The sequence below is a fragment of the Pseudoalteromonas sp. Bsw20308 genome (assembly GCF_000310105.2).
GTDB lineage: Bacteria > Pseudomonadota > Gammaproteobacteria > Enterobacterales > Alteromonadaceae > Pseudoalteromonas > Pseudoalteromonas fuliginea.
In genome coordinates this window covers 2,378,166-2,399,724 of record NZ_CP013138.1, presented here as the reverse complement: position 1 = coordinate 2,399,724, position 21,559 = coordinate 2,378,166, and the positions used below count along the sequence as shown (strand labels likewise).

Sequence of the window (21,559 nt, the reverse complement as noted above, 5' to 3'; positions counted from 1 at the left end):
AAATTTCTCATAGTTAATTAAAAAAGCCTTACTTTAGCTATGGTTAAATGGCGGGTGATTGTCATACAATGGGGGAAAATAGACCACACAAGAGAGATTAAAATGGCCGCATTTGGTACCGTGTTTATGCCGCAGATGATTCAAGCTCGTTTTTCTGATAATAAATGGAGCGAAAGCTCAATTGTCCCTTCCGATAAACTTGAACTTCATGCTGGTGCGCACGTTCTTCATTATTCAAGTACATGTTTTGAAGGCTTAAAAGCCTTTCGCCATGAAGATGGTTCTGTTTATCTTTTTAGAATGGATGCAAACATTGCACGCATGCAACAAAGCTCAACGCTATTAAGCTTACCGAGTTTTGACAGCGATATGCTAAAAACGATGATTATCGATATTATGCGCGAATACGCAGATGAAACGCCATTACCGCCGGGCTCTATGTATATTCGCCCAACACACATTGGTACTGAGGCGGCAATTGGTAAAGCAGCAGCGCCATCAATGAGCTCGCTTTTGTACACGTTACTATCGCCAGTAGGTGATTACTTTGCCGGTGGTGCAACTGCACTGCGCGTGCTGCTTGAAGAAGATGGCATGCGCTGCGCCCCGCACATGGGAATGGTAAAAAGTGGTGGTAACTACGCCAGTGCTCTAGCACCTATTAGTGCTGCACGAACTAAGTATCAGGCAGACCAAATTTTATTTTGCCCAGGTGGCGATGTACAAGAAACCGGTGCTGCTAACTTTATACTTATTGATGGCAACGAAATTATTACTAAAGCGCTTGATAGCACGTTTTTACATGGTGTAACGCGTAATAGTATTTTAACCATAGCCAAAGATTTAGGTATGACGGTAAGCGAGCGTAACTTTAGCGTTACTGAGCTACTAGAACGTGCTGCTAAACCAGGTACTGAAGCGGCGCTTTCGGGCACTGCAGCTGTACTAACTGCTGTGGGGACGTTTATTCATAACGATAAAGAATACAAAGTAGGTACTGGCGAGCCAGGCCCAACGACTGCACGCCTTCGCCAAGCATTGAACGATATTCAATGGGGTAAAAGTGAAGACAAACACGGTTGGTTAACTAAAATCTAATTATAGATTTAATAGCAACTCGCATTAAAAAGCCACCTAATCGGTGGCTTTTGTGTGTTTGGTTACTTTAAGCTGTGCTTATTAAAACTTCATTTCTATTTTACCGTACACGTAGCGTCCGTTAAATCCATACGCTGAGAAGCTAGAGTAAGCAAATAAACGCGAGAAGGTTGTTAAATCGTCAACATTTTCACGGGTTGCGTCTGGGTAAACATCAAAAATATTATTAGCACCTACGCTCAGCGATACGTTGCTAGTAAGCGAGTAGGCCACATCTAAGTCAGTTATCCATTTAGGTTTAAGCACTTCGTTACGTTCTGGGTTATCTGAAGGGTCTTGTGTTTCACCGTAACGCGTTGTTCTAAGCGTGGTGCGCCATTGATCCATATTCCATGTTGCACTTAAATTGTATTTATTACGCGGTGTACTTACTTCAAAACGACGTAGTTCGTTACCAGAGAATAAGTTGTCTTGATCAAACCCAGCACCTTGCAGAGCTGCTGGTGGGTCAATTATATCGGTAACTTCATTTTTACCGTAGTTATAACCTAAGTTAAAGGCAACATCTCCGTAACCATCGGTTGCTACATTATAAGAAGCTACAACATCAACACCGCGCGTTTTACTGTCAATTGCGTTTAAGAAAAAACGACCTTGGTTAGCGCCTGTACCTTCAAGAAGTTGCTCAATAGCAGCGCCCGATAAGTTGTTTGATAGCACAATGCGGTCATCAATTAATATTTGGTAGTAATCAACCGATAAGCTGAAATTAAAGTCGGTAGACCATGTAAAACCAACGCCGTAGTTTGTGGCTTCTTCAGCATCTAGACCCGGCGAGCCCAGTGCTTTTGCTACATCGCTGCTTGGTGCAAAGGTACCTGTTTCGGTTGGTTCACCATCAACAAATACAGTGGCCACTGAGGTAAAGTATTGCTGCTGCAAAGAAGGTGCTCTAAAACCAGTAGAAACAGAGGCGCGTAGTGCTAAGTCTTCAGTTAATGAGTAACGAGTTGCAACTTTACCATTAACGGTATCGCCAAAGTCTGAGTAATCCTCGTAACGAGCGGCAACTGTTAGGTTCCAATCATCGGTAAGGTAAGTTTCAAGGTCTATATATAAGCTCACGTTATGACGGCTATTATCACCTTCGGATTCCGGTGTAAATCCAGGAAAAACTTGTGATCCCGCTGCGCCAAATGGGCCATCAACAGGGTCGGTTACTGCACCGCCTGGGCCAAATGTGCCTTGTGCGTATGAGGCTTCTTCGCCTGCATCTATTTGGTAACCTTCACGGCGATACTCAGCACCTACAGCTACGTTTACAGAGCTTTCTAAAAAGCTGACGTCTACTTCGCGGCTAAAATCAACGTTTAAGGTAAGTTGATCGTAAGTAAGGGTGCCGGCATCAAAGCTTGTTTGGCTAGTTGGGCCGTATGAAGTATTTAAGCTGTTGGTAACACCAAATTCAAATGCATCTTGACCATATACGGCCGATACATCGTAATTCCATTCGCTTACGAAGCCTTTAACACCCAGAGCTAATGAAAAGTCATTTATATCTGAGGTAATAACCGGTAAAAAACCATCAGGATAAATCTCTTCTACGTTACGACTATCGCTTGCGCGACGATAAAACCCGCCGCCTTCGCCTTCACGTTTGCTGTAAGAGCCAAATGAATATAAATCGGCGTTGTTTGTTAACTGGTAACCTGCGTTGTAAAAAATAGAGAAGTCTTCAACATCGCCATTACCAAAATTATGGTTATATCGATTTACGGTCAGTTCGCGTGGGTCGAGTGAGCCATCTTCTAATCGTGCATAGTTTTCACGTTGGTCGTAGTCTGAGCGGTTAGTTGAATGGCGGTCGCGGTATTCTGTTGAGATGTTTAAAAAGCCATTATCGCCTAGTTCAAAACCCATATTACCTTGTAGGGTTAATGTTTGACCGTCGGTTAACGAGCGATCGCTACCCTCGGTAAAGGCTAAATCACCATCACTGCCTTCAGATACTGACTTTAGCTGTGGTACACCATCCATTTCAGTAACGTTAGCGCCGTAGTTTGCTGAAAACGAGCCACCGCTGCTGGCACTTTTAAGCACAATATTAATAACACCGGCTATAGCATCAGAGCCATATTGCGCTGCTGCACCATCACGTAATACTTCAATGCGGGCAATAGCATTTGCTGGTATCGCATTTAAATCAACCGATGATGAACCACGACCCGTTGAGCCATTTAGGTTAAGCAGTGCATTACTGTGGCGGCGCTTGCCATTAACAAGCACTAGTGTGTGATCGGGTGCTAAGCCACGAAGTTGGGCAGGGCGCACATGGTCGCTACCATCTGTAAGGGATGCCTGCGGAAAGTTAAAGCTTGGTAATAAACTGCTAAGCAGGGCATTCGTTTCAGTAAAGCCTGAATTTTTAAGTGCATCAGCACCTATAATATCAATAGGCACTGAACTATCTTCTACTGTACGACCTAATCGGCGAGAGCCTATGACGCTTATTTGTTCAATATTTTCTTCTGCTTTGGTGTTTTGCTCTGCAGCATTTACTGAGAGCGAACCCAGTAGTGCAGCAGAGGCGCTCATGGCGAGTAATATTTGTGGTACCGATGTCTGTAATTGAAATAATGGCTTTTTATTCATGTTCTATTTCCCTCATTCGAAACCCATTGAATTATTCTATTTTTTTATACAAAAAAGTGGGTAAACCTCTTTGTTACTTTGAACATATACTTAATTAACAAAGTCAGTCAATTGAATAACATTCAATTAATCTAGGGATTTTTATAATTACATTTGGTTGTTTTTTATAATGACCATTGTTTTAGTTATATAGCTAAGGTGATTGCTAAGTAATTGATGAATAATGAATTATATTTAAAAGTTAAATTTAACGTTTAGTTAACTGGTAAGATGAGGTTGATGGGTTTAATTAATTGAGAGTAGGAAGCCGTTTTTATTGGGCTGGCAATAAACAGCTGTTGAGCTATAAATATTTTTAAAAAATGTAAAATACAAAACCACCCATTAAATGTTAACTAAATTAACATTTAATGAGTGGTTTATAAATTATGTACTACTTATTAGAACCTATACTCTAAAGCATGAAGTAATTTTGTTTTTATAAGTAATTGGTATAAAAAAGAGTGCTAAAAATAGTGTTAAAATTTAATTTTTCCTACAAGCATATCTTTAAACATTACCCAATCTCCCCACAAACTGTAAAAAGGGTGTTTAAAAGTAGCAGGGCGGTTTTTTTCAAAAAAGAAATGCCCGACCCACGCAAACCCATATCCAATAACAGGTAATAGCCATAATAAACTGTATTGTTGTTTTATTAATGCTATTGCGCTTACAGCAAGAACCAGTGTACTTCCTATAAAATGTAAGCGGCGGCAAATAACGTTGCGGTGCTCTTTTAAATAATAAGGGTAGAAGGCTTTAAAACTTTTAAATGTGGGGTTTGTACTTTGCATTGCGTGCTCTTTTATTGTTTTTTATTTTATGAAGATTGTGGGCTATTAAAGCGCACCTTTACATTTGTTTACAACGACAAATAGCATTGAACGCATCTTAATAGACAAAAGAATTAAAAGTTAATAACTTCTTATGCTATTAATAATAAATAAGAACCGAACTCACCATGTTTAAGCAAACTTTAACATGTGCTGTACTTATGGCACTTAGCGGTTGTTCAGAGCCAACTAATACAGTAACTCAAGAAGAAGTAAAAGTATCAATGAAACAAGTAAATACAATTGTGTACCCAGAGACTAAAAAAGGTGAAGTGGTAGACACTTACTTTGAAGAATCGGTGACGGATCCATATCGTTGGCTTGAAGATGATATGAGCGGCGAAACTGCTGATTGGGTTAAAGCGCAAAACAATTTAACGTTTTCTTATTTAGAACAAATACCTTATCGCGATAAGTTAAAGCAGCGCCTTGAAAAACTAATGAATTACGAAAAAATAGGCCCTCCTTTTACTGAAGGTGATTACACCTATTTTTATAAAAACGATGGTCTGCAAAATCAATATGTTTTGTACCGCAGTAAAGATGGCGGCGACGTTGAAGTATTTTTAGATCCAAACAAGTTTAGTGAAGATGGTACGACGTCTATGTCGGGTTTATCGTTTTCAAAAGATGGTTCATTGCTCGCGTATCAAATATCTGAAGGTGGCAGCGATTGGCGTAAAATTATAGTTATTGATGCACATACTAAAGAGCAAGTTGAAGAAGCGCTTGTTGACGTTAAATTTAGTGGCATAGAGTGGCTTGGCAACGAAGGTTTTTATTATTCAAGTTACGAAAAACCTAAAGGCAGTGAACTCTCGGCTAAAACAGATCAGCATAAAGCGTATTACCATAAGTTAGGTACAGATCAATCTGCTGATAGTGTTGTATTTGGTGAAACTGATGAGCAGAAACATCGCTATGTAGGCGCTGATGTAACTCATGACGGCCGCTACTTACTTATTTCAGCTAGTACGTCAACCTCAGGTAATAAGCTGTTTATAAAAGACTTAACAAAGCAAAACAGTGAGTTTGTAACGGTTGTTGGAAATACTGATTCAGATACATCAGTGATTGATAACGAAGGCAGCAAGCTATTTTTAGTTACTAACCTTAATGCACCAAACAAAAAAGTAGTGACAGTTGATGCAAGCAACCCAAGCCCAGAAAATTGGGTTGATTTAATTCCTGAAACCAAAAACGTACTAAACCTTACAAAAGGCGGCGATACCTTTTTTGCAAACTACATGGTTGATGCGATTTCGCAGGTAAAACAGTACAACAAAAAAGGCGAGCTAATTCGCGAAATTACATTGCCAGGCGTGGGTACAGCACGTGGTTTTGGCGGTAAAAAAGATCAAACAACGCTTTATTATTCGTTCACTAACTACAAAACACCAGGTACTACTTATACGTTTGACGTAACTACGGGTGAATCGGGTGTTTATCGTAAGTCGGCTATTGATTTTAATAGTGATGATTACACGTCTGAGCAGGTGTTTTACACATCAAAAGACGGTACTAAAATACCGATGGTAATTACCTATAAAACAGGCATTAAGCTTGATGGTTCAAACCCTACAATTTTATACGGTTACGGTGGTTTTAATATTAGTTTAACGCCAAGCTTTAGCCCCGTTAATGCAGTATGGCTTGAGCAAGGTGGCGTGTACGCCGTTGCTAATATTCGCGGTGGTGGTGAGTACGGTAAAGACTGGCACAATGCAGGCACTAAATTGCAAAAGCAAAATGTGTTTGACGACTTTATTGCCGCAGCTGAGTACTTAAAAGATAAAAAGTACACATCTAAAAAGCGTTTAGCACTTCGCGGTGGATCTAATGGTGGTTTGTTAGTTGGCGCAGTGATGACGCAGCGCCCTGACTTATTTCAGGTGGCTCTACCTGCTGTAGGTGTACTTGATATGCTGCGCTACCATACATTTACAGCAGGCGCTGGTTGGGCATACGACTACGGTACCAGTGAGCAAAGCAAGGAAATATTTGAATACATTAAAGGTTATTCACCACTTCATAATGTAAAAGCAGGTGTTGAGTATCCAGCGACTATGATCACAACCGGCGATCATGATGACCGCGTTGTCCCTTCGCATTCGTTTAAGTTTGCCGCTGAGCTTCAAGCAAAGCAAACAGGTAATAATCCAACGCTTATTCGCATAGAAACAAATGCGGGGCATGGTGCAGGTACACCTACCAGTAAAACGATTGAGCAGTACGCTGATATATTTGGTTTTACGCTATACAACATGGGTGTAGAGTCGTTATAAAAGCGCTTTAACAAAATATAAAACTAAAAAGGCCGAGTAAATTAAATTTCCTCGGCCTTTTTAATAGAATTGGTATTGCTACTGCATAGGTGAAAACAATCGTTGATACGTTTTATAAGCGTACTCATCGGTCATTCCGCTCAAATAATCGCAAATTATACGCATCCCTTGGTTTTGCTTTTGTGCTTCTATGTATTGTGCTTGTGTTGTTTCGGGCAATAAGCGCAGCGGATCGCTAGCAAACGCGGTAAATAACTCTATTAGTAAGTTTTGACCTTTGAACTCTATTTGTTGCATTTCGGGGTCGCGTATTAAACGTTGAAACACAAAATGCTTAAGTATTTGCAATACACTGTCGTATTGGGCATCTAATTTAGCGGTGTACTTTAAAATAGGGCATTCAAAGTCATCGTTTTGAATATCCAAATGTATATGAATAATAAAGGTATTAACCAGCTCACCTATGGCATCTTTTCGCTCATAATCATTTTTTGAAAACAAGCGCTGGGTCAGCGATTCAAGCATGTCGTTTAGCCAGTCAAAGTTTAGTGCTTTTAAATGGGGCAGAGCATGGGTTTGCCAATCGTCTAATGTGAGTACGTGGGTTGCAATGGCATCTTCTAAGTCGTGTACCGCATATGCTATATCGTCGGCATGTTCCATTATGGCGCTATCGAGCGATTTATACATTGTTTTAGCGCGGTACTTATCAATAGCGGCATGGTTACCTAACAATGTTTTATCGTTTTGACTCAGTGGTTCTACTATCCAATTGAATATGGTTGCATCGTCGTTGTATAACCCTTTGGCAGGTCGCCAATCATCAGCTTTAATAAATGCACGGCCTGTTGTTGCATCGGGAATGGTATGCCAAAGCGTATTAATAAACGCGGGGTATTTTATAAATCCTAATAAAGTACGACGAGTTAGGTTCATACCGTGGCCATTACTGTAAGGCTCAAGTTTTGCAACTATGCGCAGTGTTTGTGCGTTACCTTCAAAACCACCATGATCGCGCATCATGTAATTTAGCGCTATTTCACCACCATGGCCAAAAGGCGGGTGGCCAATATCGTGCGCCAAGCACAGTGTTTCTAGCAGTCCAGTTGATGGAAAGTGCTTAAAGTCGCTATGTTGCGCTTTTAAATGGCGCAATATGCCGGTACCAATTTGCGATACTTCTAAAGAATGGGTAAGGCGAGTGCGGTAAAAGTCGTTTAGGCCAATGCCCATAATTTGGGTTTTAGCTTGCAAACGCCTAAATGCAGCTGCATGAATAATACGCGAACGATCGACCTGCCACGGCGAGCGGTTATCGCTAGGACGATGTTTATATTGCTCTATTATTCGGCTTTGCCATTGTTTATCCATACTGCTTACTCACACATAGTTAATATTATTAAACTTTGCTCAGTATACCCATGGACTTATAAATTGCGAATGAACAAATGCACTACATAGGCTCTGTTTTATCTAAAACCCAAATACATTGCTGAAGATTCAACCGTAAAAGGTTATCAAACCCCAGTTATTCGCGTTTATAAAGTGGCTTAGGTATAATGCGCCTTCGTATGCTTGTGTATAAACCATGCATAGTTGTTGTTTCAAAGAGAGAATACATGTTAAAAACGATTTTTAAGCTTTTACTAACCGTGTTTTTTGTATGGGCGCTTGCATATCCGTTTATACAAAGTGACGATGTTGAATCGGAAGAACAAACGTCAGAACAACCAAAAAAAGTGAAGAAAAAAGAAAAACCATTACATAATGTAAAACTGCCAAAGTTTTCAGAATTTAGTGATGTTAAAGAAAAAAAACATGCATTTTTTAGCTTTATTCGTCCGCACGTTGAAGCCGAAAATAAAAAAATACTACAGCAACGCGCTAAGCTTGAAATAGCACGCATGATGCTTGAGGATAACGAGCCACTGCAATCTAAACAAAGCAAAGATATTGTTAAAATTTTAAAGTCGTACGGCTTACCAACCACGATTGATACGCTAATACTTACACAAGCACTACGTCGTGTTGATATAATTCCTAAAGAATTAGCGCTTATGCAAGCAGCGAATGAATCTGCGTGGGGCACATCGCGTTTTGCACGTATTGGCCTTAACTTTTTTGGTCAGTGGTGTTATTCAAAAGGTTGTGGCATGGTGCCAAGACGCCGTAATACAGGTGCTGTGCATGAAGTGGCTGCGTTTAAGTCGGTAAGAGCGGCTATAAATTCTTACTTTAAAAATATCAACACGCATCCTGCTTATAAAGATTTACGCGCGATTCGCGAAAATTTACGCCTTGAACAAAAGCAGATCAAGGCGACAAAACTAACGCAGGGTTTAATGTCATATTCTGAACGTGGTGAAGCGTACATTGAAGAATTGAACACTATGATCAACCAAAATAGAGCTTACTTTGATGAATAAACGTATTCTAAATTGCGCGAGTGTTATCTCGTTGTTGTTGCTTAGTACGACTGTATTTAACGCCAATGCGAGAGAATTTGTGATGTCGTACGACGGTTTTTACGATCGTTTAAAGGTAGTTAACAAAGGCGATTTTCAATATGCGCGAGTTAACTTTTATATAAGTGATATAGCAACTAACGAAGCGTGCGCAATAAAAAGCGGTACTATTTTAACCGAAAAAAACGAGTATCCGCTCAACTTTACCGATAAAGCACAGCTACTATTACCGTTCGATAAACAACTTGATAGCGATAAAGCGGTGATTGTTGTTCAGCCACAAAACCCTGAACATGATTGCCAATTAAAGTTACAAATAGAAGCAAATGAACTTGAAGGTTTAGCGCTTTCAAAGCAGTCGTTATATACCATTAACGAAGAACTTGATGAGCTGTTAACTGATCTGTCGGGCTTTTTTGTAAGTAAATTAATGTGGTTTTTATTACCAGAGCAAAAGGGCGTAGCAGTTACATTTAAAAGCCCAATGCAATTTGATGATAAGAGCATAACGTGTGAAAAGTCAGTGTGTTACTTTGCAGTTAAAGATAGCTGGGAAGATGATACCGCAGCACTTGGTGATATATCGCAGGTTATTAAAGTAACGCCTTGGATTGTTAAGTAGCTCACATACAAAAGCGGCATTTAGCCGCTTTTTTTGTACCAAAATTAGTATTTGCTTTTAGTCTTTATTTAATAAGTGGTGCAGATGAATCGCGCTGCATTAAAGTGGGTTCAAAAAAGCGATTTATAACAAGGTTTTTATTTTGATAAACATCTTTAAGCACTAATTTAGCGGCCATTTCGCCCATTTTCCCGACCGGATTATCTATGGTCGTGAGTGTAGGGTACAGATAGTTTGCAAAAATAACGTTATCAAATCCAACAATCGATAAATCGTTTGGTAAATTATAACCGTGCTCTCGAGCATATTTCATAGCACCGGAAGCCATTTCGTCATTGGCGCACACTAGTGCAGTAAAGCTGAGCTTTTCATCAATAAAATGTTTTAAGCCTTCACTACCACCGGTTTCGTTAAAATCGCCAATGTAATAAAGCGCAGGATCAAATTTAATACCAGCCTCTGTGAGTGCTTGTTTATGACCCTCTAAGCGGTTAAAAGCATCGGCTTTAAACTGCGGACCTGCAATGTACGCTATTTGTGTATGGCCTTGATTTAATATCGATTTAGTGGCTAGGTAGCCACCTAATTGATTATCTAAACTGATACAGTTATCTTTTAATTGCTCTACGTAACGGCTCATTAAATAAACGGGCGTAGAGCCTTTACTTAGTTTTATTAGGTAGTCGTCTGAAACGGCTTCAACGTGCAAAATAATAGCATCGCAGCGTCTGCTAATTAAAAACTCAATGCCTTCTTGTTCTTTGTCTTCTTCACTGTGCCCGGTGGTAATAATAACGTGTTTACCCGCAGCACGAAGCTCCGACTCAATACCTGCCATCATTTGGGCAAAGAAAGGACCATGTAACTCAGACACTAAAATACCGACACTGTTAGTACAGTTAGAGGCTAAAGATTGCGCTATTGAGTTAGGCTTGTAGCCAAGCTGCTCCATGGCATCAAGCACTTTTTGTTTGGTTTTATCGCTTACACGGGTATTTTTGTTCATCACGCGAGAAACGGTGGCTAACGATACGCCCGCAAGCTCTGAGACTTGATAAATTGTTGCCATGTTATTTGTTCACTCGCTTATCCTTAACTAGGGTCTGTTGATCTTTGCGGATTAAAATTTGTTCAAACTAGGGGCTATTTAATCGCGGCGCGAGGTTTGTAACCTAGTGGGCTAAGTAAAAACCGAGCAACAAAGAGTAAATAGCCCCTAGAAAGAACCCTTTGGGCTGCGCCTGTTTGGCATTAATGCTACGTTATCGCCCATTTATGGGGAATAACCACACTACATAGGCTCTGCCTTGCCTAAATACCAAACAGACTGCTGCAAATTTAACCTTGAAAGATCAACAGACCCTAGTTGTTAGTTTAGATTGAATATTTTCAACAACCTGATTAGTCAGTGTATATTTTTTCATTATGTAGGCAACAAATAAAGATCCAAAAGCAGGTAAGACAGTAAATGAAAGTAAAATACCGTGTTGAGTATCAAGTGTTTGTACTGCATCGGCCTGATAGCTGTAAAAAGATAACAACCAGCCTGCAATTGCGCCGCCTACCGCCACGCCCATTTTAATAAAAAATATGACGCCTGAATAAACTAAACCCGTAATGCGTACACCTGTTTTTTCATGCCCGTAATCTATGGTGTCGGCCATTTTGGCCCACAACAACGGGGTTGCCATATCTAAAAAGAATTTCCATAAAATAAAGGCAGTAAATGCGAGTACTAATTGATCTTTACTAATAAAGTAGCTAAAACCACAAATAGCGGCAGCAATAACTTGTAAGCTTATATAGGCTTTTATTTTACAAAAGCGCTTTGCAAGCGGTTGAGCTAAAGCACAACCTACCATGCTTGCTGCAACGCCTAGTGTCATAAATAAGGTGATTAAATCGTCTCGACCTAAATAGTATTTTACGTAGTAAACAGCAAGCGTAAGCCTTAATACTTGACCGGTAAGTAAAAAGAACGCCGCTAAGCAAAGCGTTCGCCATTGATCGTTTTTAATTAATGCTTTAACACTTTGGGCAAAAGGAATGTTTTGCTCTTTTGGCTGTTGTATACGCTCTTTTGTGCCTAAAAAACAAAGTAAAAATAGTACAAAGCCTAAAATGCTCATTGCAGTCATGGTGTATTGATAGCCCTTAGCTGCATCGCCTTGGCCAAAGTACTCAACCATTGGCATAGTACAACCCGCTACTATTACGCCGCCTAACATACCAAATACAAAGCGGTAAGACTGAATAGTCACGCGCTCTTTTGCGTCGCTTGTAAGTACACCGCCCAGTGCACAATAAGGAATATTGATAGCGGTGTAAGCCACCATAAGTAGTGTGTAAGTAGTAAAGGCGTAAATTATTTTATCGGTGCCTTCTAAATCAGGTGTGGTAAACGCTAAAATACTAATAATGGCAAAAGGAAGTGAAAGCCAAAGTAGGTAGGGGCGAAAGTGCCCCCAGCGCGTATGTGTTTTGTCAGCAAGGTTGCCCATTAATGGGTCGGTTACGGCATCAAAAATACGTACTGCTAAAAACATAGTACCGACAACAGCGGGTGATAAACCCACTACGTCTGTGTAGTACAGCATTAAAAACATCATAACTGTTTGAAAAATAATATTACTGGCGGTGTCGCCTAAGCCATACGCTATTTTTTCTTTTACACTGACCATGATTATTTATCCCGCTTTATACTTGTTTTTAGTTATGGGTATGCTTTTATCTTTTAGAGATGAGTTCTTTATAAGCTAAGCCACTATTTTTAATAGTGCGTTGCTGGGTTTTATAATCTACATACACAATACCAAAACGTTTTAAATAGCCTTCAGCCCATTCAAAGTTATCCATTAAGCTCCAAGCAAAGTAGCCATGTATAACAACACCTTGTTCAATTGCATTATGAACCGCGTTTAAATGAGTATTATAATAACTTAAACGGTCTAAGTCGTTAACTTCACCATTATTATACGTATCGGGCATTGCTGCACCATTTTCGGTTATATAAATAGGCGGTAAGGTGTATGTTTTATTAAGCGATACGAGCAAGTCAGTGAACGATTGCGGATAAATTTCCCACCCCATATCAGTTAGCGGGCCCGTAGGTGCAATAGGCTCATAAATGTCAGTAGGGTGCGCTTTATAAACTTGGCGGGTATAAAAGTTAATACCTAAGTAATCAATAGATTGAGAAATTAGTTCCATATCGCCCTCAAGAATCTCAGGCTGATGGTTTAATGGTAATTGATTAATTATATCGGGGTATTGGGCATCAATTATTGGTTTGATATACCACTGATTAAGGTAGTCGTCTGCAAATGCAGTGGCTTTTAAGTCTTCATCACTTTGAGTTAGGCTATAACACGGCGTAAAGTTTAGCACTATGCCATTTAAAGTATTAGGCGAGTTTTGCTTTAATACGCTCATAGCGAGTCCGTGGGCTAATAATAAATGGTGCGCTGCTTTACGACCATATTCTTTACCCACTTTACCTGGGGCATGGATACCAATTTCGTAACCCAAAAACGCGCTGCAAAAGGGTTCGTTTAATGTAGCGTAAGAATACACTCGTGTTCCAAATGCGTTAGTAATTAGTTCTACGTATTGCTCAAATGCGTAAGCTGTTTTTCTGTTGAGCCAGCCGCCTTCATCTTCAAGGTGTTGCGGTAAATCCCAGTGGTACAAAGTAACAAAGGCTTTTATATTTTTTCGTTTTAGCTCATCTAAAATATCAGTATAAAACTTAACGCCTACAGGATTTAACTTTCCGTCTTGAGTCATCACGCGAGGCCATGAAATAGAAAGCCTGTAAGCATCAACACCTAGAGACTCTATTAAATCTATGTCTTGTTGCCAATTATTGTAATGATCGCAGGCAATATGACCATGTGAATTGTCAGCAATTTTACCTGCAGTACTACAAAAGGTATCCCAAATACACGGTAAGCGATGCTCATATCCGCCCTCTATCTGAAATGATGCTGTAGCTACACCATAAACAAAGTCTTTTGTTAATAGAGGTGAATTAAATGGTAATGATATTTTTGTCATTGGTTACAAACCTTTTTGAGAACTTAATTGCACGCTTAGCGCTTATTTTTACTGACTTTCAGCGGGTACAAAACATTATTAAAAATAAAAGTTGTTGAAATATGTAACATGTTCGTATTTAATTAGTCGTGAAAGCGCTTACATTTTTAGATTAATGTTAATTAATCTTCAGGTCAACTCTTAAATACTGCGCCTTAGCGGGGTTTGTATTAATTACTTACTGAAGATCAATTTATAATAATAAATTGCGGAGAGCACATGGCTAGTTCAGCACCACTGACATCACACACACAGTCGCAAAACCACCAAGATAAAAACTATGGTTTTGCACTTACATCTTTAACTTCACTGTTTTTTATGTGGGGTTTTATTACCTGCTTAAATGATATTTTGATTCCGCATTTAAAAGCGGTTTTCGATTTAACGTATGTACAAGCAATGCTTGTGCAGTTTTGCTTTTTTGGCGCTTACTTTTTAATGTCACTCCCTAGTGGACACATTGTTAAAAAGCTTGGTTATAAAAAAGGAATCGTGGTTGGGCTTTTAATTGCGGCAGTAGGGTGTGTCTTATTTTACCCAGCAGCGTCTTTACATAGTTATCCTGTATTTTTATTCGCTTTATTTGTACTTGCCAGTGGCATAACGTTATTACAAGTATCTGCTAATCCTTATGTAAGTTTGTTGGGTTCTGCAAAAACAGCGTCTTCTCGTTTAACGCTTACTCAAGCTTTTAACGCGTTAGGCACTACAGTTGCGCCATCATTTGGAGCACTGTTAATTCTGGACTCAGCGTCAGATGCCTTTTTAACACCGGCTCAAAATGCAGAATCAGTTCAACTTCCTTACCTCCTTTTAGCTGCAATGCTTATTTTACTAGCTGGTATTTTTGCATGGCTTAAATTGCCAGACATTATGAGCGAGCAAAAAGCAGAAGCCGAAAAATCAGAGGCAATTGAAGGCAGTGCTTGGCAGTATCGCCATCTTGTATTAGGTGCTGTGGGTATATTTATGTATGTTGGCGCAGAAGTGGCAATTGGTAGCTTTTTAGTAAGCTTTTTAGCACAAGAAAATATAGCAGGGCTAAAAGAAAATGTTGCAGCTCATTACATCACTTATTATTTTGGTGGTGCTATGGTTGGGCGTTTTATTGGTGCTGCTGTAATGCAAAAACTACCCGCAGGTAAAGTACTTGGCTTTAACGCAACCATGGCTATTATTTTAGTCATTATTGCCATGAGCACGTCGGGTCAATTAGCAATGTGGTCAATACTATTGGTTGGTTTATTCAATTCTATTATGTTCCCAACTATTTTTAGTTTAGCGTTAAATGGACTTGGTAAGCATACCGCTCAAGGCTCTGGTATTTTGTGTTTGGCGATTGTAGGTGGTGCAATAGTGCCACTTTTACAAGGTGCGCTTGCTGATAGTGTGGGTGTTCAACTTTCGTATGTTTTACCTATTTTATGTTACATATTCATTGTTTTTTACGGCCTACGAGGCAGCAAAACAGTATTAGTGAAGGAGCCATCATAATGAAAACGACTTTTAAACTTAATGCATTAGCAATTGCAACGTTAGTAGGAAGTGTTACTGCACTAAGCGGATGTACTAACGAAAGCAATGTTGAAAAAGTAAATGTTGAAGCGCAATCAAAGCTAGAGAAAATTTGGCCAAAGCTTTCAATTGCAGTAAAAAAAGACCCTGCTATTGAAGCTCAAATTGTCACGTTTTTAGAAAATATGACGCTTGAGCAAAAAGTAGCGCAAATGATTCAACCAGAAATCCGTGATATTACCGTTGAAGACATGCGCAAATATGGTTTTGGCTCTTACCTTAATGGCGGTGGTGCTTTTCCTAATGGCGATAAGCATGCAACGCCAGAGGATTGGGTTGCACTTGCAGAAAAAATGTATCAAGCATCTATTGATGACTCTGTGGATGGCAGCAAAATTCCAACTATGTGGGGCACCGATGCAGTACATGGTCATAATAACGTAATTGGCGCGACACTTTTTCCACATAATATTGGTTTAGGCGCGGCTAATAACCCAGATTTAATAGAGCAAATAGCGTCTATTACCGCAGTAGAAGTAATGGCTACGGGGATAGATTGGGTATTTGCACCCACTGTAGCAGTAGTACGAGACGACCGATGGGGCAGAACGTACGAAGGCTATTCTGAGGATCCAAAAATTGTTCACGATTACTCAGCAGCGATTGTAAATGGATTGCAAGGTAAAGCCGATGGCGACTTTTTAAGTGATAAGCGCGTTATTAGCACGGTTAAGCACTTTATTGGCGATGGCGGCACTGTTGATGGGGATGATCAGGGAAATAATATAGACAGCGAGCAGTCGCTATTTGATATTCATGCCCAAGGTTACGTAGGTGGTTTGTCGGCGGGTAGTCAATCTGTTATGGCGTCTTTTAATAGCTGGAATGGCGTTAAAAATCACGGCAATAAATACTTACTTACAGATGTATTAAAAACACGTATGGGTTTTGATGGTTTTGTAGTGGGTGATTGGAACGGCCATGGGCAAATTAAAGGCTGTACTAACGAAAGCTGCCCAGAAGCGGTAAATGCTGGCCTTGATATTTTTATGGTGCCAACAGGCGCGTGGAAGCCGCTATATGAAAATACAATTGCACAAGTAAATGCAGGTAAAATAAGTATGAGCCGCATTGATGATGCGGTTGCACGTATTTTACGCGTTAAGTTACGCGCTGGGTTATTTGATAAACCAAGTCCGGCTAAGCGTCTTTACTCGGGTAAAACAGAGCTTATTGGCGCGCAAGCGCATCGCGAAGTAGCACGTCAAGCTGTGCGCGAGTCGCTTGTATTACTTAAAAATAAAAATAACCTATTACCTATCGCAGCTAATCAACGCGTACTTGTTGCAGGTGATGGTGCCGATAACATAGGTAAACAGTCGGGTGGGTGGAGTATTACGTGGCAAGGGACTAATAATAAAAATGCAGACTTCCCTGGAGCAACGTCAATTTACAAAGGGCTTGAAGAGCAAATATCTGCAGCAGGTGGAAGTGTTACTTTAAGTGCTGATGGTACGTTTGAACAACGTCCTGATGTTGCCATTGTTGTATTTGGTGAAGAACCTTACGCAGAAGGGCACGGCGATAAAGATAACCTTGAGTTTGAGCGCGGAAATAAAAAGTCATTAGCACTTTTAAGCTCGCTAAAAGAGCAAGGTATTCCTGTTGTATCGGTGTTTATATCAGGTCGACCTATGTGGGTTAACAGCGAGCTTAACGCATCTGATGCGTTTGTGGCTGCATGGTTACCTGGTACAGAAGGTGCAGGTATTGCTGATGTTTTATTAAAAGCGGCAGACGGCACCATCCAAAATAACTTTAAAGGTAAGCTATCGTTTTCTTGGCCTAAATCGGCGGTACAAACTGCGGTTAATAAAGGCGATGAAAATTACGAACCATTACTTCCTTATGGTTTTGGTTTAACGTATGGCGATAAAAACGTGCTAGCTGACGACCTTGATGAAGACTCTAAACTTGATAACTCAGGGCTTACGAGTATGGATATACTTGTTGGTGCACCTGTAGCACCATGGCGCTTATTGTTAAAATCGGGCGATGAGCTTTTAGATGTATCGAGTAGTACCCATGAATTTGGTGCAATTAAATACCGAACTGAGGACAAAATAGTACAAGAAGACGCGCGCCAATTTAACTTCAGTGGTGCAGAAAAAGCCAGTGCTGAAATAGTAACAAGCTTTGCAGAAGATACCATTGCCTACGTTGAAGCAAACAGTGTGATTAGCTTTGATATTAAATTAAACGAAGTACTAACGAGCGATATAGCACTTGCTATGACTTGCTCAGGTGAATGTGGTGCAAGCATTGATTTAGCAAACGTAGTGGACAAAGCTATTGAAAATAAATGGCAGTCAGTATCAATCGATTTAGGTTGTTTTGCTGATAAGGGTGTTAACTTTGCAAACCTAACAAGCCCATTTAGCTTACGCAGTAATGGTAAAACATCAATTTCTGTAGCTAATATTCAGTTTTTGCCAAATATGGCAGGCGAGGCTACGCTCTCTTGTAAGTAGTTTATTAACTCTATTGTGTGTTTACCAAAGCCCTTCAAATGAAGGGCTTTTTTTATGTAGAGGATTAATACTAACCTGCATAAATACTTGAGTAATTTAACGAATTAAATAATTCTTAAACGTTGTTAATTTAGAACAACTAGATACAAAATCTAGCTTAATTTTGGCGCAGTTTATTTATAATGACTAAGTCAAACTTTCTAGGGCTGATTTAATATCAGGGTGATAAAAGCGATAATTATGAGCTTGGGCCTTACGTGGGATAACAAATTGCCCAGTGGTTAATAAATCTGACATTTCACCCATTAGCAGTTTAAGTACTGCGGTTGGCATAGCGATAAATGCAGGCCGCGACAATGCATTCCCTAAGCTTTTACTAAACTCGGCATTACTGACCGGGTTTGGTGCTGTTGCGTTAACTGGGCCTGAAATTTCTGGATGCTTAATTATAAAGAGTATTAGCTGAATCATATCGTCAATGTGTATCCACGACATACCTTGCTCTCCGTTACCAATCGGGCCGCCTAAGCATAATTTAAAAGCGGGTAGCATTTTACCTAATGCCCCACCTTTTTTAGCTAAAACAATACCCGTTCGTAAAAGGCACACTCTGGTTTGTTCTGATTGCGCGAGTAAAGCTGCATTTTCCCACTCTTTACAAAGCTGGTGGCTAAATTCGTCGTGTGGGTTTTCAAAAGTTTCATCAATAGGGTTACTATTTTGTCGACCATAAAAACCAACGGCACTACCTGATATAAAAGTATGTGGGGGAGTGTTACTGGCTTTAATTGCTTCACTAATTTGCTGTGTAACACCAATACGGCTGTCTCGTATTATGTGTTTTTGTTTGTCACTCCAACGTTTATTAACAATCGGTTCGCCAGCTAGATTAATAACAATATCAACGCTGTTAAAATCCACTGAATTAACATTGCTTACGGCTTTAACTTTATGGCCCAATAATACGTTTGCTTTAGTCGGGTTTCGGCTAAGCACAGTAACCGTATTATGGTGAAGTAAAAAAGGGCATAAGTGCTTACCAATTAATCCGGTCGCGCCAGTAACAAATATATGCATTATTAATCCTTACAATAAAATAGTAGCAAGTGATTAAAAAACATACTCGCTAGCAAACAGCTTTGCAAATTTATACGTAAAGCATACTTTTATGATCACTTGGTAATTATTTCATTTCATTAGCTTTTGCCTTACACTGGGGCAATATAATTAATAAAAGGATTAGTGAGTTGGCAAATTTAACTGGAGTGAATAAAAGTTTAATAGTTTTTGCTGCCTTGGTCGTTGTACTTGCGGGTATAAAATCAGCAAGTGTAATTATTATTCCATTTATTCTAGCGGCGTTTATTGCCATTATTTGTAATCCATTTATTAAGTTTTTCGCGCGATATCGAATTCCCAAAGGTATTGCTGTTATGTTAGTGGTACTAATTATTGTTGGTTTAGGCGTAAGCTTAGGTGGGCTTGTTGGGCAGTCCATAAACGATTTTTCGCAGCAGCTTCCTGAATATAAAACACAGCTTAAAGAAGAGTTTGTATGGCTGGTCGATTTAGCATCTCAATACAACATATTGATTAATAAAGAACAGTTAATCAATATGTTCGATCCAGGAAAAATGGTCGATGTAGCCACGGATATGCTCACTGGTTTAGGTGGGGTAATGGCCAACATGTTTTTAATTATTTTAACGGTTGTGTTTATGTTGTTTGAAGGGCCGATGCTGAGTAATAAAATACACATGGCCCTTGATGATCCCGATAGTAAAATGAAACAAATAGACCGCTTTTTAGAATCGATAAACTCCTATCTTGCTATTAAAACATTAGTGAGTTTAGCCACTGGTATAATCGCTGCATTTTATTTATGGATTTTAGATATCGATTATTTTGTACTGTGGGGAGTATTAGCGTTTATGTTTAATTACATTCCTAATATTGGATCAATTATCGCAGCTGTACCTGCGGTATTACTTGCCCTTATTACTCAAGGCCCATTAGTGGCAGGACTTGTTGCTGCAGGGTACTTAACGATAAATACGGTAATGGGCAATATTGTAGAACCTAAATTTTTAGGTAAAGGGCTGGGTCTTTCAACATTAGTGGTGTTTTTATCATTAATATTTTGGGGTTGGTTACTAGGCACTGTAGGTATGCTTTTATCTGTGCCATTAACTATGATTGTAAAAATAGGCTTAGAAGCCAGTGCCGAAGGTAAGTGGGTTGCCACTTTATTGGGCAGTGGTGAAGACGCCGCCAAAAATAACTAGTCGCTGTAACTATCAAGGGCTGGATAAATTACAGCTCTTGATTGCTAAAGACTAATTATTGAATTAATAGCTTCGTCAACTGCATTTATTGCACCCTCTAAGTATCCTGCTTCTTGTTTTGCAAATTCACTCGCTACAAAATGAATATTTAGGTTACTTAGCTGCTCACCCAAGCCTGAAAAATTAAATTCAGGGTGTTGTGAAGACTGAGTACGGTCGTCCTCATTGGCTACAAGTTCATCCTCTGCCCAGTCTTTAATAAAGTACCCTGTTGCCTTTTTTGCATCCTGACCATAAAAGTAGCTAAGCTGCTGGACACAGGCTTGAATTAACTGCTCTTTAGTTACTTCGCTTCGTGATAAGTAGGGCACACCTATAAAACCAAATAATGCGGCGTAATTATCATCTTCAGCACTGGCATCGTGAATTTCGACCATAGGGCCGACACTGCTAAAGCATTGTCCTGATAAGTTATTATCACGCCAAAATGCATGTTCAAAAGTAGCTATAAACTTGGCTTGTCCTGCCATCCATGTCGGTACGCTGTTGAGGCGGCTTATGAGTGTTGGAGTAGCCCATTGTTCAGGTGTTAAATGGGCTGTCACCATGCGTGCAGGAATTGCTGACATTAGTTTATTCGTATTGAAGTGTTTTATATTACCTAAATGATTCACTGTAATTTGCCAGCTATCACCGCTCTTTTTAAGCTCAGTGACATTGTGGTTTAACAATACAAAATCTGGATTAAGTTGCTCATACAATGCAGTTATTAAGGTATTCATACCGTGTTTGAGCCTAAATAATTGCATCTCTCCAGCGCCTGCAATTTGTTGTGGTTGCTCTGAATGTGGCGATTGGTATAACACATCGCCTTTGGTGTATTGCTCAAATAGACTTAAGTTGAGTGACTTGATTAGCGCTTGAATTTTTGGCTGGTGAGGAAATATCCATGTAGGCCCAAATCAAAACTAACACCACTATTTATTGGTGATTGCGCCGAATAAATTCTGCCACCTAATTGCGATTTAGCTTCTAATAATAAATATGGGGCATTAAGTAGTTGCAACTGATACGCACTGTATAAGCCCGCCAGCCCGCCACCTATAATAATTACAGGTTTAATCATCTTATTACCTATA

At 39.7% G+C, this 21,559-nt stretch carries 14 protein-coding genes and 1 pseudogene; 7 read left to right on the top strand and 8 right to left on the bottom strand.

Annotated features, from left to right (window positions below):
- Positions 1–39 precede the first annotated feature (39 nt).
- On the top strand, positions 40–1,098 hold the full coding sequence (locus D172_RS10295; protein ID WP_257721345.1) for a branched-chain amino acid aminotransferase: 1,059 nt from the start codon (positions 40–42) through the stop codon (positions 1,096–1,098).
- 81 nt (positions 1,099–1,179) lie between these two features.
- Here the strand turns inward: D172_RS10295 and D172_RS10290 are convergent, their stop codons facing one another.
- Complete coding sequence (locus D172_RS10290; RefSeq protein ID WP_007375464.1) at positions 1,180–3,750, bottom strand: TonB-dependent receptor plug domain-containing protein; 2,571 nt, start codon at positions 3,748–3,750, stop codon at positions 1,180–1,182.
- A 518-nt stretch (positions 3,751–4,268) separates the two neighbouring features.
- Positions 4,269–4,583: a DUF962 domain-containing protein gene (locus D172_RS10285; protein ID WP_007375463.1), complete on the bottom strand. Its 315-nt coding sequence runs from the start codon at positions 4,581–4,583 to the stop codon at positions 4,269–4,271.
- 167 nt (positions 4,584–4,750) lie between these two features.
- On the opposite strand from D172_RS10285, the gene D172_RS10280 reads away from it, so the two are divergent.
- Entirely contained in the window at positions 4,751–6,907 is a 2,157-nt protein-coding gene (locus tag D172_RS10280; protein ID WP_007375462.1) for a prolyl oligopeptidase family serine peptidase, read from the top strand.
- A 78-nt stretch (positions 6,908–6,985) separates the two neighbouring features.
- On the opposite strand, the gene D172_RS10275 is transcribed toward D172_RS10280, so the two are convergent.
- Positions 6,986–8,278 carry an anti-phage deoxyguanosine triphosphatase gene (locus D172_RS10275; RefSeq protein WP_007375461.1) on the bottom strand — a complete coding sequence of 431 codons (1,293 nt, stop codon included), beginning with the start codon at positions 8,276–8,278 and terminating at the stop codon, positions 6,986–6,988.
- Between the two features lie 248 nt (positions 8,279–8,526).
- On the opposite strand from D172_RS10275, the gene D172_RS10270 reads away from it, so the two are divergent.
- Positions 8,527–9,333 carry a glucosaminidase domain-containing protein gene (locus tag D172_RS10270; RefSeq protein WP_007375460.1) on the top strand — a complete coding sequence of 269 codons (807 nt, stop codon included), beginning with the start codon at positions 8,527–8,529 and terminating at the stop codon, positions 9,331–9,333.
- Positions 9,326–9,994 carry a DUF2987 domain-containing protein gene (locus tag D172_RS10265; protein ID WP_033022979.1) on the top strand — a complete coding sequence of 223 codons (669 nt, stop codon included), beginning with the start codon at positions 9,326–9,328 and terminating at the stop codon, positions 9,992–9,994. Before D172_RS10270 ends, D172_RS10265 begins: the two co-directional genes overlap by 8 nt.
- 64 nt (positions 9,995–10,058) lie before the next feature.
- On the opposite strand, the gene D172_RS10260 is transcribed toward D172_RS10265, so the two are convergent.
- From D172_RS10260 to D172_RS10250, 3 genes are all read right to left on the bottom strand, one after another.
- Entirely contained in the window at positions 10,059–11,063 is a 1,005-nt protein-coding gene (locus tag D172_RS10260; protein WP_007375458.1) for a LacI family DNA-binding transcriptional regulator, read from the bottom strand.
- A gap of 283 nt (positions 11,064–11,346) precedes the next feature.
- Positions 11,347–12,675 carry a glycoside-pentoside-hexuronide (GPH):cation symporter gene (locus D172_RS10255; protein WP_007375457.1) on the bottom strand — a complete coding sequence of 443 codons (1,329 nt, stop codon included), beginning with the start codon at positions 12,673–12,675 and terminating at the stop codon, positions 11,347–11,349.
- A 46-nt stretch (positions 12,676–12,721) separates the two neighbouring features.
- Positions 12,722–14,050, bottom strand: coding sequence for a GH1 family beta-glucosidase (locus D172_RS10250; RefSeq protein ID WP_007375456.1), 1,329 nt, complete (start codon positions 14,048–14,050; stop codon positions 12,722–12,724).
- Between the two features lie 258 nt (positions 14,051–14,308).
- On the opposite strand from D172_RS10250, the gene D172_RS10245 reads away from it, so the two are divergent.
- Both D172_RS10245 and D172_RS10240 read left to right on the top strand, forming a co-directional pair.
- Positions 14,309–15,583 (top strand): sugar MFS transporter, encoded by a 1,275-nt coding sequence (locus D172_RS10245; RefSeq protein WP_007375454.1) that lies wholly within the window; start codon positions 14,309–14,311, stop codon positions 15,581–15,583.
- Entirely contained in the window at positions 15,583–18,135 is a 2,553-nt protein-coding gene (locus D172_RS10240; protein WP_007375453.1) for a glycoside hydrolase family 3 protein, read from the top strand. Before D172_RS10245 ends, D172_RS10240 begins: the two co-directional genes overlap by 1 nt.
- 186 nt (positions 18,136–18,321) lie before the next feature.
- Here the strand turns inward: D172_RS10240 and D172_RS10235 are convergent, their stop codons facing one another.
- A complete protein-coding gene (locus D172_RS10235; RefSeq protein ID WP_007375452.1) occupies positions 18,322–19,212 on the bottom strand; it encodes a TIGR01777 family oxidoreductase in 891 nt (296 codons plus the stop codon).
- 170 nt (positions 19,213–19,382) lie between these two features.
- Between D172_RS10235 and D172_RS10230 the strand changes: the two genes are divergently transcribed.
- Complete coding sequence (locus D172_RS10230) at positions 19,383–20,420, top strand: AI-2E family transporter (protein WP_008138322.1); 1,038 nt, start codon at positions 19,383–19,385, stop codon at positions 20,418–20,420.
- 44 nt (positions 20,421–20,464) lie between these two features.
- On the opposite strand, the pseudogene D172_RS10225 reads toward D172_RS10230, so the two are convergent.
- Positions 20,465–21,546 (bottom strand): annotated as a pseudogene (locus D172_RS10225) (flavin monoamine oxidase family protein).
- Positions 21,547–21,559: the final 13 nt, after the last annotated feature.

What these genes read in the sequence shown, in the direction of transcription:
- D172_RS10295 (WP_257721345.1), top strand. Translation starts at nt 40, where the DNA reads ATGGTTAAATGGCGGGTGATTGTCATACAATGGGGGAAAATAGACCAC.
- D172_RS10290 (WP_007375464.1), bottom strand. Translation starts at nt 3,750, where the DNA reads ATGAATAAAAAGCCATTATTTCAATTACAGACATCGGTACCACAAATA.
- D172_RS10285 (WP_007375463.1), bottom strand. Translation starts at nt 4,583, where the DNA reads ATGCAAAGTACAAACCCCACATTTAAAAGTTTTAAAGCCTTCTACCCT.
- D172_RS10280 (WP_007375462.1), top strand. Translation starts at nt 4,751, where the DNA reads ATGTTTAAGCAAACTTTAACATGTGCTGTACTTATGGCACTTAGCGGT.
- D172_RS10275 (WP_007375461.1), bottom strand. Translation starts at nt 8,278, where the DNA reads ATGGATAAACAATGGCAAAGCCGAATAATAGAGCAATATAAACATCGT.
- D172_RS10270 (WP_007375460.1), top strand. Translation starts at nt 8,527, where the DNA reads ATGTTAAAAACGATTTTTAAGCTTTTACTAACCGTGTTTTTTGTATGG.
- D172_RS10265 (WP_033022979.1), top strand. Translation starts at nt 9,326, where the DNA reads ATGAATAAACGTATTCTAAATTGCGCGAGTGTTATCTCGTTGTTGTTG.
- D172_RS10260 (WP_007375458.1), bottom strand. Translation starts at nt 11,063, where the DNA reads ATGGCAACAATTTATCAAGTCTCAGAGCTTGCGGGCGTATCGTTAGCC.
- D172_RS10255 (WP_007375457.1), bottom strand. Translation starts at nt 12,675, where the DNA reads ATGGTCAGTGTAAAAGAAAAAATAGCGTATGGCTTAGGCGACACCGCC.
- D172_RS10250 (WP_007375456.1), bottom strand. Translation starts at nt 14,050, where the DNA reads ATGACAAAAATATCATTACCATTTAATTCACCTCTATTAACAAAAGAC.
- D172_RS10245 (WP_007375454.1), top strand. Translation starts at nt 14,309, where the DNA reads ATGGCTAGTTCAGCACCACTGACATCACACACACAGTCGCAAAACCAC.
- D172_RS10240 (WP_007375453.1), top strand. Translation starts at nt 15,583, where the DNA reads ATGAAAACGACTTTTAAACTTAATGCATTAGCAATTGCAACGTTAGTA.
- D172_RS10235 (WP_007375452.1), bottom strand. Translation starts at nt 19,212, where the DNA reads ATGCATATATTTGTTACTGGCGCGACCGGATTAATTGGTAAGCACTTA.